Raw genomic sequence first — 12,530 nt, 5'->3', positions numbered from 1 at the left:
GGACCCTACAACGGGGTCACATAGGCGCCCGCGATGCCACCGTCGACCAGGAAGTCGGCGGCGTTGACGAAGGAGGAGTCGTCGCTGGCGAGGAAGGCGACGGCGGCGGCGATCTCCTCGGGCTCGGCGAACCGGCCGACGGGGACGTGCACGAGGCGGCGCGCGGCCCGCTCCGGGTCCTTCGCGAACAGCTCCTTCAGGAGCGGGGTGTTCACCGGCCCCGGGCACAGGGCGTTGACGCGGATGCCCTCGCGGGCGAACTGCACGCCCAGCTCGCGTGACATCGCGAGCACGCCGCCCTTGGAGGCGGTGTAGCTGATCTGCGAGGTGGCGGCGCCCATCCTGGCGACGAAGGAGGCGGTGTTGATGATGGAGCCCTTGCCCTGCCGCTGCATGTAGGGCAGCGCTGCCTTGCAGCAGAGGTAGACGGAGGTGAGGTTGACCTCCTGGACGCGCTTCCAGGCGTCGAGCCCGGTGGTGAGGATGGAGTCGTCGTCGGGCGGGGAGATGCCGGCGTTGTTGAAGGCGATGTCGACGGAGCCGTAGGTGTCGTACGCCGTCTTGAACAGCGCCTCGACCTCCTCCGGGTCGGTGACGTCGACCTTGACGAAGAGCCCGCCGACCTCTTCGGCGGCGGCCTTGCCGGCGCTCTCGGAGATGTCCGCGCAGACGACGTCGGCACCCTCGGAGGCGAGGCGCCGGGCGGTGGCCAGGCCGATGCCGCTGCCGGCACCGGTGATGACGGCGGTACGGCCGACGAGTCGGCGGCAGACGGGGGTCTGGTCGGTCACTTGGTCTCCTCGGTGCTGATGAACACGTTCTTGGTCTCGGTGAAGGCGGCGAGCGCGTCGGGGCCCAGCTCCCGGCCGAGGCCGGACTGCTTGAAGCCGCCGAAGGGCGTCCAGTAGCGGACGCTGCTGTGGGAGTTGACGGAGAGGTTGCCGGCCGCGACGGCGCGGGAGACCCGCAGGGCGCGGCCGACGTCGCGGGTCCAGATCGAGCCGGACAGGCCGTAGTCGGTGGCGTTGGCGAGCCGTACCGCGTCCGCCTCGTCCTCGAAGGGCAGCACGACGGCCACCGGCCCGAAGACCTCCTCGACGGCGGCGGGGTCGTCCGGGGCGCCTTCGAGGACGGTCGCCGGGTACCAGAAGCCCTTCCCGGCCGGGATCTCGCCGCGGATGGCGGCGGGGGCGGACTCGGGGACGAAGGACCGTACGCGCTCGCGGTGCGCGGCCGAGACGAGCGGCCCCATCTGGGTGGCCGGGTCGGTGGGGTCGCCGACCACGAAGGACTTCACCGCGGGCTCCAGCAGCTCCATGAAGCGGTCGTAGACGCTCCGCTGGACCAGGATGCGGCTGCGGGCGCAGCAGTCCTGCCCGGTGTTGTCGAGGAAGGAGCCGGGGGCGGCCGCGGCGGCCTGTTCGATGTCGGCGTCGGCGAAGACGATGTTGGGGTTCTTGCCGCCGAGTTCGAGGGTCACGCGCTTCACGTTCGCCGCGCACTTGGCCATGATCTGCTTGCCGACGGCGGTGGAGCCGGTGAAGACGACCTTGGCGATGCCGGGGTGCTCCACGAGGGCGTCGCCCACGACGGGCCCGTCTCCCGGCAGGACCTGGAAGAGGCCCTCGGGCAGCCCGGCCACCAGCGCGAGTTCGGCCAGCCGCAGGGCGGTGAGCGGGGTGGTCTCGGCGGGCTTGAGGAGCACGGCGTTGCCCGCGGCGAGCGCGGGGGCGAGGCCCCAGCCGGCGATGGGCATCGGGAAGTTCCACGGGGCGATGACGGCGATGACGCCGAGCGGTTCGTGGAAGGTGACGTTCAGCCCGCCGGCGACGGGGATCTGGCTGCCGGTGAGCCGCTCGACGCCGCCCGCGGCGTAGTCGAGCAGGTCACGGACGTTGCCCGCCTCCCAGCGGGCGTTGCCGATGGGGTGACCGGCCTCCCGGACCTCCAGCAGCGCCAGCTCCTCGACGTGCTGGTCGACGACGGCGGCGAAGCGGCGCAGCTGCCGGGCCCGGTCGCCGGGGGCGAGCGCCGCCCACCCGATCTGGGCCTTGGCGGCCCGTACGACGGCGGCGTCGACGTCCCCCGGGGTGGCGACGGGAACGGTCGCGATGACCTCTTCGGTCGCCGGATTGATGATCTCGTGCAACGTAGGGTCCTTACATCCGCTCGAAGGAGCGGAAGCGCTCCCAGTCCGTGACGGCGGTGTCGTACGCCTGCTGTTCGACGCGCGCCATGTGGAGGTAGTGCTCGACCACCTCGTCCCCGAACGAGGCACGCGCTATGGGGCTGGCCTCCCACAGGTCGGCGGCCTCGCGCAGTGTCGTGGGGACGTGCGCGGCGTCACCGCTGTAGGCGTTGCCGGTACACGCCTCGGGCAGCTCCAGCTCGTTCTCGACGCCGTGGAGCCCGGCGGCGACCATGGCGGCGACGGCGAGGTAGGGGTTGACGTCGCCGCCGGGGAGCCGGTTCTCGAAGCGGTGGGAGGGGCCGTGGCCGATGACGCGCAGGGCGCAGGTGCGGTTGTCGGGGCCCCAGGCGACGGCGGTGGGGGCGAAGGAGCCGGGCCGGAAGCGCTTGTAGGAGTTGATGTTCGGCGCGTACAGCAGGGTGAAGTCGCGCAGGGCGGCGAGCTGTCCGGCCAGGAAGTGCCGCATGGTCTTCGACATGCCGTACGGGCCCGCCTCGTCGGCCAGCACCGGCGCGCCGGCCTCGTCGCGCAACGAGAGGTGGATGTGGCAGGAGTTGCCCTCGCGCTCGTCGTACTTGGCCATGAAGGTGAGCGCCATGCCCTCCTGGGCGGCGATCTCCTTGGCTCCGGTCTTGTAGACGGAGTGCTGGTCGCAGGTGGCGAGGGCCTCGTCGTAGACGAAGACGATCTCGTGCTGGCCGAGGTTGCACTCGCCCTTGGCGGACTCCACCGTCATGCCGGCGGCGCCCATCTCGTTGCGGATGCGGCGCAGGAGCGGCTCGACGCGGCCGGTGGCGAGGACGGAGTAGTCGGCGTTGTACTGGTTGGCGGGGGTCATGCCGCGGTAGGCGCGGCCCCACGCCTCCTCGTAGGTGTCCTTGAAGACGATGAACTCCAGCTCCGTGCCCGCGTAGGCGCTCCAGCCGCGCTCGGCGAGACGGTCGAGCTGGCCGCGCAGGATCTGCCGCGGGGAGGCCGGGACCGGTGAGCCGTCGTGCCAGGCGAGGTCGGCGGTGATGAGCGCGGTGCCGGGGTTCCACGGGGTGCGGCGGAGGGTGGCGGCGTCGCCGTGCAGGGCGAAGTCTCCGTAGCCGCGCTCCCAGGACGACATGGCGTAGCCGTCCACGGTGTTGAGGTCGACGTCGACCGCGAGGAGGTAGTTGCAGCCCTCGGTGCCGTGGTCGAGCACCTGGTCGAGGAAGTACCGGGCGGCGAACCGCTTGCCCTGGAGCCTTCCCTGCATATCGGTGAAGGCGAGGACGACTGTGTCGATCTCCCCGGCGTCGACGAGCCTGCGCAGCTCGTCGACGGAAAGCGGGGGTGTGCGGTCTGCCACGGGAAAGCCTCCTGTCTGCGCAACCGGAGGTCATAAGGTATGCGTACAGACCTTTGATTGGGAAGGGGTGCCGTGGACGAGGATTCGGCGGACCTGCTTGCGCCGGTGCTGCGACCGGTCCGGACGGGCAACGGCTTCGAGGAGGCCCTGGAGCAGATACTCCAGATCGTCCGGCTGGGGCTGGTCCCGGACGGGGAACGGCTGCCCTCGGAGCGGGAGTTGGCGGACCGGCTGCACATCAGCCGGGTGACGCTGCGCGAGGTGCTGAAGGTGCTCCAGGAAGAGGGCGTGGTGGAGAGCCGGCGCGGCCGGTACGGAGGTACGTTCGTCCGCGGCCGCACGGTCACGGCGACGTCGGGCACCGCGGAGCTGCGGCGCCGGGTGGCCGCCGTCGACGTCGAGGACATCCTGCGGTTCCGCGAGGTGCTGGAGGTGGGAGCGGCCGGGCTGTGTGCGGCGCACGGCCTGGCGGAGGACCAGGTGGAGCGGCTGCGGGCGGCGCTGGCCGCCACCCACGACGCGCCGCTGGCCGACTACCGGCGCCTGGACACGCTCTTCCACCTGACGCTGGCGGAGCTCTCGGGCTCCCCCACGCTCGCGGCGCAGTACGCGGCCGTCCGGGCGACGGTCAACGACCTGCTGGACTGCATCCCGCTGCTGGTGCGCAACCTCGAACACTCCCAGGCCCAGCACACCGCGCTGGTCGGGGCGGTCCTGGCCGGTGACGCCGACGGCGCGCGCGGTGTGATGCGCGAGCACTGCTGCGGCACGGCCGCGCTGCTGCGGGGGTTCCTCTCGTAAGTAACCAGTCTTTTACGCAAGAGGGTTGCTTTGGTCCCGCCACCATGGCAAAGGTATGCGGCACAACCTTTAACCCCCGAGGGCAGGAGCCGTCCATGGCCGATCGCACGGAGACACCCACGGCACCACCCCGCTCCGCCGGTGGGCCTCCGGCCGACGGCCCCGACGACTACCTCGACCGGCGCACCCTGCGCCGGGGCAGCGCCGGCCCGCTCCTGCTCACCGGCCTCGGCGTGGCCTACGTCGTCTCCGGCGACTTCTCCGGCTGGAACTTCGGCCTCGCGCAGGGCGGCTTCGGCGGGCTCGCCATCGCCGCCGTCCTGATGGGGCTGATGTACACCTGTATGGTCTTCGCGCTCGCCGAGATGGCCGCGGTCCTGCCGACGGCCGGCGGCGGCTACGGCTTCGCCCGCCGGGCGCTCGGCCCCTGGGGCGGCTTCCTGACCGGCACCGCGATCCTCATCGAGTACGTCCTCGCGCCGGCGGCGATCTCCCTCTTCATCGGCGACTACGTCGAATCGCTGCACCTGTTCGGGCTCACGTCCTCCTGGCCGGTGTACCTGGCCTGCTTCGTCGTCTTCATCGGCATCCACCTGTGGGGTGTGGGCGAGGCGCTGCGGTTCAGCTTCATCGTGACGGGCATCGCCGTCGCCGCGCTGCTGATCTTCGCGGCCGGGGCCTTCACCGACTTCGACTCGGGCCGGCTGAACGACATCGCCGTCGACCACGACGCCTTCGGCGCCTCGTCGTGGCTGCCGTTCGGGGTGCTGGGCATCTGGGCGTCGTTCCCGTTCGGCATGTGGTTCTTCCTCGGCGTGGAGGGCGTCCCCCTGGCGGCCGAGGAGACGAAGGACCCGGCACGCTCGCTGCCGAAGGCCATGGCCACCTCCATGGGCATCCTGCTCGTCCTCGCCCTGCTGACCTTCCTCGCCGCCACCGGCGCGGGCGGCGCCGACGCCATGAAGGACGCCGGCAACCCCCTGGTCGCCGCCCTTCAGAACGACGGCCGGCCCACCACGCTCGGCCGCGTCGTCAACTACGCCGGGCTCGCGGGCCTGGTGGCCTCCTTCTTCTCCCTCATCTACGCCGGCTCCCGGCAGCTCTTCGCGCTGTCCCGGGCCGGCTACCTCCCCCGCTTCCTCTCCCTCACCAGCCGCCGCAAGGCCCCCTACCTCGGCCTGCTGGTCCCCGGCGCCCTGGGCTTCACCCTGGCCGCGACCACCGGCGACGGCGCGCTGATGCTCAACGTCGCGGTTTTCGGCGCCACGATCTCGTACGCGCTGATGTCGCTCTCCCACGTTGTGCTGCGCCGCCGCGAACCGGACCTGCCGCGGCCGTACCGTACGCCTGGCGGCGTGGTGACCTCGATCGTCGCCTTCGTGCTGGCGTGCGCGGCGCTGGTGGCGACGTTCCTGGTGGACATGAAGGCCGCGTTCGTCGCGTTGGGCGTGTACGTGGTCGCCGCCCTGTACTTCGCCCTCTACAGCCGGCACCGGCTGGTGGCGAGCGCGCCGGAGGAGGAGTTCGCGGCGCTGGCCGCGGCGGAGGCGGAACTGACCTGAGAACGACGACAGAAAGGATCCGACGCGCATGGCTGTGCAGCCGCTGATCGGCGTCACCACGTATCTGACCCGGGCCCGCTGGGGGGTGGCCTGGGACCTGCCGGCGGCTCTGCTTCCCGCGGCGTACACCTCCTACGTGCAGGGGGCGGGTGGGCTGGCGGCGCTCCTGCCCCCGGACGAGCCCGCGGTCGCCGCGTCCATCGTGCGGCGCCTGGACGCGCTCGTCCTCGCCGGGGGCGAGGACCTCGACCCCGCGCTCTACGGCGAGACCCCGCACAAACGCGCGGGAACACCGGTTCCCGAACGCGACCGGTGGGAGCTGGCGCTGCTGGACGCGGCGCTGGACCGGGGGATCCCGGTGCTCGGGATCTGCCGGGGCATGCAGCTGATGAACGTCCACGCGGGGGGCTCGCTGTGCCAGCACCTGCCGGACATCGTGGGCCACGAGGCCCACAACCCGCGGGCGGGGGTGTTCTCCGACCACCTGGTCAAACCGTCCCCGGACAGCCGGCTGGGCCGTCTCATCCCTGAGGCGGTGGCCGTCGCCACGCACCATCACCAGGCGGTCGACCGGCTGGGCGAGGGGCTGGTGACCTCGGCGTACGCGGAGGACGGGACGGTGGAGGCCCTTGAGGTGGAGGGCCCGCGCTTCGCGGTGGGGGTGCAGTGGCACCCGGAAGTCGGGGAGGATCTCCGGCTGATCGAGGGGCTGGTGGCGTCGATCTGACGATCGGCCGATGGGGTCCGTTTCCCGCCGCGGGAAACGGACCCCCGCCTATCCCCGGGTCAACCCCAAGAGCTCCCGCGCCGGCCCGGAGGGCCGGTGGCCCTGCGGCCAGACCGCCCGTAGGGCACGCCGCAACGACAGGTCCCGGACCGGGACCTCCACCAGCCGGCGGCCGGCCAGCTCGTCCCCGACGGCCAGTTCGCTCAGCACGGACGGTCCGGCCCCGCTGACCACCGCCCCCTTCACCGCGGTCGTGGACGCCAGCTCCAGCAACGGCTCGGCCAGGCCACCGGCCAGCGCCGCGTCCAGCACCTGGCGCGTGCCCGACCCACGCTCCCGGAGGATCAGCGGTGTCGACGCCAGCTCGGCGGGGTCGATCGGCGCCCGGCGGCGGGCCCACGGATGGGACGGGGCCACCACGACCACCAGCCTGTCGTGGCCGATGACCGTGCCGTCCAGGCCGGCCGGTACGTCCAGGCCCTCGACGAAGCCGAGGTCCGCCTCGCCGGCGAGCACCCGCGCGGCGACCACCGTGGAGTTACCGGCGCTCAGCGAGACCGCCGTGTCCGGCAACAGCCCCCGCAGCGCGATGAGCCAGCCAGGGAGCAGGTACTCCGCGGTCGTCATGCTCGCGGCGACCCGCAGCCGGGAGTCCCGGCGGTTGCGGAGCGCCTGCGCCCCGGCGTCGAAGACCTCCGCGGCCTCCACGACGCGCCGCGCCCAGTCCGTGACGAGGACACCCGCCTCGGTCAGCCGGGACCCGCGGGGAGAGCGTTCGACGAGGGCGACGCCCAGCATCCGCTCCATGCCGCGGACGCGACTGCTCGCGGCGGGCTGGGTGATGCCCACCTCCCGCGCGGCGCGCCCCAGGCTGCCCAGCCGTGCCACGGCGAGCAGCAGTTCCAGCGCCCCCAGGTCGGGGACCCGGTGCGCGAGGGACGGCGAGGGGGTCATAAACCCAGTTTATGCCCGCATAGACCCATGGCCCCTAGTGCGCGCCCGCCCGCCGGGCGACCGTGGGCACATGAACACCCGCACCGTCCGCCACCTCGGCCCCAACTGGTACGCCACCGTCATGGGCACCGCCATCGTCGCGACCGCCGGTTCCTCCCTGCCGGGAGACACCCCGCGCGGCGCGTACGAGGCCGTATGGGCGCTGGCCGCCATCGCCCTGCTCGTCCTGCTCGCGGCACGCGCCACGCACTGGGCGCGCCACCCCGACCAGGCCCGCCGGCACCTCGCCGACCCGGCCGTCGCGCCGTTCTACGGCTGCCTGGCGATGGCCCTGCTCGCGGTCGGCGGGGCGACCCTGTCCGTCGGATCGGGGGTCGTCGGCGTGCGGGCGGGCGTGGCCGTGGCCGCCGTGCTGTGGGTGGCCGGCACCGTGCTCGGGCTGGGCGCGGCGGCGGTCGTGCCGTATCTGATGGTGACCAGGCACAAGATCGACGCCGGCGGCGCCTCCCCCGTGTGGCTGCTGCCCGTGGTCGCGCCGATGGTGTCCGCCGCGGTGGGTCCCGCGCTCGTACCGCACCTTCCGGCCGGGCAGTGGCGGGAGGCGATGGTGCTGGGCTGTTACGCGCTGTTCGGGATGAGTCTGCTGGCGACGCTGATCGTCCTGCCGTTGATCTTCTCCCGGCTCGTCCACCACGGGCCCCTGCCGCTCGCGCTGACACCGGCGCTCTTCCTCGTGCTGGGACCGCTGGGACAGTCGACCACCGCGGTGAACAACCTCGCCGACGCCGCGCCGGGCGCCGTCGCCCCGTACGCGCACGCGATGGGGGCCTTCGCCGTGCTCTACGGCGTTCCGGTGCTGGGCTTCGCGCTGTTGTGGCTGGTGCTGGCGGGGGCCATGGTGGTGCGGGCGTTCCGGCGCGGCATGGGGTTCACGATGACGTGGTGGGCGTTCACCTTCCCTGTGGGCACGTGCGTCACGGGCGCCGCGGGTCTTGCGCGCCACACCGGTCTGCACGCCTTCTCCTGGCTGGCGGTGGGCCTGTACGGGCTGCTGGTCGCGGCCTGGGCGGTGGCCGGGGCGCGGACGGTGCGCGGGCTGGTCAGCGGCCGGCTGCTCGAAGGGCCGCGCCCAGTACGGCCGGTGCTTCCGTCAGCGACGGTCCGTACCACGTGAGGTGCCGGCCGCCGACGAGCGCGTACGGCAGGGCGGGGAACGCCTCCGGGCCGTCGTCGGCGGTGAAGCGGTAGGGCTCGTCGGGCAGGACGACGAGCCCGGCGCCGGACGCGTTCAACTCCTCGACGGGCACGCGCGGATAGCGTTCGGCGTGCCCGGCGTAGACGTTGTCGACGCCGAGCCGGGCGAGGACGTCGCCGGCGAAGGTGTCCCGGCCCAGGACCATCCAGGGCCGCCGCCAGATGGGCACCACGGCTCGTACGGACGGCGCGCCGGCCCGGACGTCGCGCCAGGCGTCCTCGGCGTCCGCGAGCCAGCCGGGCCGGGGCAGGCCGCAGCCGTCCACCAGGGCCCGCTCCAGTTCGGTGAAGGCCTGCTGGAGGGTGCGTACTTCGGTCACCAGGACGTTCAGCCCGGCGGCGCGCAGCGCGGCCAGGTCGGGTGCGCGGTTCTCCTCCTCGTTGGCGAGGACGAGGTCGGGCGCGAGGGCCGCGATGCGGGCCGGGTCGGGGTTCTTGGTGCCGCCGACGCGGGCGACGTCGAGCCCGGCGGGGTGGTCGCACCAGTCGGTGGCGCCGACGAGCAGCCCGCGTTCGGTCGCGGCGACGGCCTCGGTGAGCGAGGGGACGAGGGACACCACACGGCGTACGGCACGGTGAATGGCCATGATCACACCGTACTCGGCGCGGACGGCGCGCCCCGGTCCGTGCGCTCGTGGAGCGGCGACGGGCCCCGCATACCGTCGCGAGACGGTATGCGGGGCCCGTGCCCGGGGCCGTGCGGTGCCTACGCGTCCACGGGCGCGAGCTTGTCGGCCATGTCCGGGTGGGCGTCCAGCCAGCGGCGGGCGGACTCCTTCTCCTTGCCCTTGCCGCCGTTCTGCAGCTCGGCCTCCAGGGAGGCGAGCTCCTTCTCGGACATCTTGAAGTCCTTCATCCAGCCGGCGGCCTTGGGGAAGTCCTTGGCGAAGTCCTTCTTGCCGATGGTGTGGATCTGCTCACCGGCGCCCCAGACGCCCTTGGGGTCCTTGAGCTTCTTCAGGTCGTACTTGGCGTACGCCCAGTGCGGGGACCACAGCGGAACGACGATCGGTTCCTTCTTGTTGTAGGCGCGGTCCAGCTCGGCGAGCATCGTGGAGGTGGTGGAGGAGACGACCTTGTACTCGCCGTCCAGTCCGTACTCCTTGAGCACCTTGCTGTTGAGCATGCCCATGTTGCCGGCGCTCGACTCGATGCCGACGACCTTGCCGCCGAACTGGCCGCCCTTGCCCTTGAGGTCGTCGATCGAGTTGACGTCCTTCATGTAGGCGGGCACGGTCAGCTCCAGCGACGTGGGTCCGTACCAGGTGCCCAGGTCGGTGAGCCGGTCGCGGTAGAGCTCCCAGTAGCGCTTGTGGGTGGTGGGCAGCCAGGAGTCGAACTGCACGTCCATCTGCCCCTGGGCGAGCGCGGTGTACAGCGGGCCGGGGTCGAGCTGCTTGACCTCGGGCTTGAAGCCGCGGTCCTCCAGGATGTTCTGCCAGAGGTAGGTGGTGGCGACGGCCTCGTCCCAGGGGAAGTAGCCGAGCTTGATCCGCTTGCCCTGGCCGACGTTCTTGCCCGCGGCCACGCTGTCCTTGTCGCCGCCCCCGGCGAGGTTCATGCCACCCGCGATCAGCGCCAGGACGACGACGCCGACGGTGGCGACCGCGGTGCCGGGGCGGTAGCGCAGGAAGGTGGCGTAGGCGGTGCCGCGCGCGGTCGCCGCGGCCTTGGCCAGGGCGCGCCGGCCGAGCGGGGAGACCCGCTCGTTGAGGGAGCCGGTCATCCGGTCCAGGTAGATGGCGAGGATGACGACGGCCAGGCCGCTCTCGACGCCGCCGCCGATGTCGACCTGGGTGACGGCCGCGTACACGGCCTCGCCGAGGCCGCCCGCGCCGGCCATGCCCGCGATGACGACCATGGACAGGGCCAGCATGATGACCTGGTTGACGCCCGCCATGATGGTGGGCAGCGCCAGCGGCAGCTGGACGCGGACGAGGGTGTCGCGCGGGGTGGTGCCGAAGGCGCGCGCGGCCTCGACGAGTTCGCCGTCGACCTGGCGGATGCCCAGCTCGGTCATCCGCACGCCCGGCGGCATGGAGAAGACGACGGTGGCGATCAGACCGGGCATGGGTCCGATCGAGAAGAACATCACGCCGGGGATCAGGTAAACGAAGGCCGGCATGGTCTGCATGACGTCCAGTACGGGCCGCAGCGCACCGCTGACGGCCCGGCTGCGCGCCGCCCAGATGCCCAGGGGCACGGCCATCAGGAGCGTGAGCACACTGGCGACGAGGACGAGCGAGAGCGTCGCCATCGCCTCGTCCCACAGGCCGAAGGAGTCGACGAGCGCGAGACCGGCGTAGGTGACGACGGCGGCCGCCAGGCCGCGCAGCCACCAGGCGACGACGGCGAGGATGCCGGCCATCAGCAGCGGGTGGGGGGCGCCGAGCACGGCGTTCACACCGTCGTAGGCACCGGTGAGGACGGTGCTGATGGCGTCGAACAGCCAGTTCAGGTGGGTCTGGAGCCAGCTGACGGCCGACTCGACCCACTGGCCGAAGTGGATCCTAGGCACCGGCGATCACTGCTTCCTTGCGCTCGTCTTCCTTGGGCTCGTCGGTCGGCGCGACGGCGGGCTCGTCGCCCAGCGCGGCCAGCATCCGGTCGCGGGTGACGATCCCGGCGAGCTCGCCGCGGTCGTCGACGACGGCGACGGGGGCGCCGCTGCGGGCGAAGGGGGCGAACAGCTCGCAGACCGGCGTCCCGCTGGCGACGGTGGCGGGCGCGGCCGCGAGGATCTCGCGCGCGCTGTGGCCGCCACCCGGCGCGTCCATGATCGATCCGGCGGTGAGGACCCGGGAGCGGTCCACGTCCTGGATGAAGGAGGCGACGTAGTCGTTGGCGGGCCGCAGGAGGATGTCCTCGGCGGTGCCGTTCTGGACGATGCGGCCGTCGCGCATGACGGCGATGCGGTCGCCCAGGCGCATGGCCTCGTTGAGGTCGTGGGTGATGAAGACGATGGTCTTCTTCAGCCTTGTCTGGAGGTCGAGCAGCTGGTCCTGCATGTCGCGGCGGATCAGCGGGTCCAGGGCGCTGAAGGACTCGTCCATCAGCAGCAGGTCGGCGTCGGTGGCGAGCGCGCGGGCGAGGCCGACGCGCTGCTGCATGCCGCCGGACAGCTCGTCGGGCCAGGAGGCCTCCCAGCCCCCCAGGCCGGCGAGTTCCAGGGCCTCGGCGGCGCGCTGCTCGCGCTCCTCGCGCGGTACGCCCTGTACTTCGAGGCCGTAGCCGGCGTTCTCCAGCACGCTGCGGTGCGGGAAGAGCGCGAAGTGCTGGAAGACCATGCTGATGCCGCGGGAGCGCACGGCGCGCAGCTCGCGCGGGGAGAGGGCGGTCAGGTCCTGGCCGTCGTAGAGGACGCGTCCGGCGGTGGGGTCCAGCAGGCCGTTGAGCATGCGCAGCAGCGTGGACTTGCCGGATCCGGACAGACCCATCACCACGAAGATCTGGCCGGCCTCGACCTCGAAGGAGGCATCGATGACCGCGGCGGTGGTGCCGTCCGCGCGCAGCTCGTCGCGGCCCGCGCCGCCTTCGAGTCGTTTGACGGCGGCTTCGGGTCGGGTGCCGAACACTTTGTACAAGTGCTCGGCCTGGAGCCTGGACACATAAACCTCTCGGGTCGAACTCAGCACTGCCCCGACACCCCCCATCGGGCCGGGACGTGGAGCGGTGCGGTTTCGGTCCGCGTGCCCGCCGCGCCGC

General features: G+C 72.3%; 11 protein-coding genes. 4 read left to right on the top strand and 7 right to left on the bottom strand.

Annotation, left to right across the window (positions count from 1 at the left end; translation table 11 throughout):
• Window positions 1-5: 5 nt before the first annotated feature.
• Genes ACZ303_RS16320 through ACZ303_RS16310 form a run of 3 tightly spaced genes read right to left on the bottom strand, consistent with a single transcriptional unit; the run spans window position 6 to window position 3,527 of the window.
• Entirely contained in the window at window positions 6-791 is a 786-nt protein-coding gene (locus tag ACZ303_RS16320; protein ID WP_467339366.1) for a 3-oxoacyl-ACP reductase, read from the bottom strand.
• Entirely contained in the window at window positions 788-2,149 is a 1,362-nt protein-coding gene (locus tag ACZ303_RS16315) for an aldehyde dehydrogenase family protein (protein WP_467339365.1), read from the bottom strand. Before ACZ303_RS16315 ends, ACZ303_RS16320 begins: the two co-directional genes overlap by 4 nt.
• A 10-nt stretch (window positions 2,150-2,159) precedes the next feature.
• On the bottom strand, window positions 2,160-3,527 hold the full coding sequence (locus ACZ303_RS16310) for a glutamine synthetase family protein (RefSeq protein ID WP_467339364.1): 1,368 nt from the start codon (window positions 3,525-3,527) through the stop codon (window positions 2,160-2,162).
• Window positions 3,528-3,599: 72 nt separating this feature from the next.
• Here ACZ303_RS16310 and ACZ303_RS16305 point away from each other — a divergent pair, with 72 nt between their 5' ends.
• The 3 genes from ACZ303_RS16305 to ACZ303_RS16295 all read left to right on the top strand — a co-directional run bounded on the left by ACZ303_RS16305 (window position 3,600) and on the right by ACZ303_RS16295 (window position 6,617).
• Complete coding sequence (locus tag ACZ303_RS16305; RefSeq protein WP_467339363.1) at window positions 3,600-4,328, top strand: FadR/GntR family transcriptional regulator; 729 nt, start codon at window positions 3,600-3,602, stop codon at window positions 4,326-4,328.
• 95 nt (window positions 4,329-4,423) lie between these two features.
• Complete coding sequence (gene eat, locus ACZ303_RS16300; RefSeq protein ID WP_467339362.1) at window positions 4,424-5,890, top strand: ethanolamine permease; 1,467 nt, start codon at window positions 4,424-4,426, stop codon at window positions 5,888-5,890.
• Window positions 5,891-5,918: 28 nt separating this feature from the next.
• Window positions 5,919-6,617: a gamma-glutamyl-gamma-aminobutyrate hydrolase family protein gene (locus ACZ303_RS16295; RefSeq protein ID WP_467339360.1), complete on the top strand. Its 699-nt coding sequence runs from the start codon at window positions 5,919-5,921 to the stop codon at window positions 6,615-6,617.
• 48 nt (window positions 6,618-6,665) lie between these two features.
• Here the strand turns inward: ACZ303_RS16295 and ACZ303_RS16290 are convergent, their stop codons facing one another.
• Entirely contained in the window at window positions 6,666-7,571 is a 906-nt protein-coding gene (locus ACZ303_RS16290) for a LysR family transcriptional regulator (RefSeq protein ID WP_467339358.1), read from the bottom strand.
• Between the two features lie 70 nt (window positions 7,572-7,641).
• Between ACZ303_RS16290 and ACZ303_RS16285 the strand changes: the two genes are divergently transcribed.
• Window positions 7,642-8,745, top strand: coding sequence for a TDT family transporter (locus tag ACZ303_RS16285; protein ID WP_467339357.1), 1,104 nt, complete (start codon window positions 7,642-7,644; stop codon window positions 8,743-8,745).
• Here ACZ303_RS16285 and ACZ303_RS16280 read toward each other — a convergent pair.
• The 3 genes from ACZ303_RS16280 to ACZ303_RS16270 form a co-directional block, all read right to left on the bottom strand.
• Window positions 8,672-9,412, bottom strand: coding sequence for a helical backbone metal receptor (locus tag ACZ303_RS16280; RefSeq protein ID WP_467339356.1), 741 nt, complete (start codon window positions 9,410-9,412; stop codon window positions 8,672-8,674). The two genes, ACZ303_RS16285 and ACZ303_RS16280, sit on opposite strands and share 74 nt — an antisense overlap.
• A gap of 119 nt (window positions 9,413-9,531) precedes the next feature.
• A complete protein-coding gene (locus ACZ303_RS16275; RefSeq protein WP_467339355.1) occupies window positions 9,532-11,343 on the bottom strand; it encodes an ABC transporter permease/substrate binding protein in 1,812 nt (603 codons plus the stop codon).
• A complete protein-coding gene (locus ACZ303_RS16270; protein ID WP_467339354.1) occupies window positions 11,336-12,433 on the bottom strand; it encodes a quaternary amine ABC transporter ATP-binding protein in 1,098 nt (365 codons plus the stop codon). The genes ACZ303_RS16275 and ACZ303_RS16270 overlap by 8 nt, the downstream gene beginning before the upstream one ends.
• Window positions 12,434-12,530 lie beyond the last annotated feature (97 nt).

The sequence above is a fragment of the Streptomyces sp. NPDC023527 genome, from assembly GCF_055560115.1.
The sequence above is the reverse complement of the archived record's forward strand: the minus strand, read 5'-3'. Positions and strand labels throughout refer to the sequence as shown.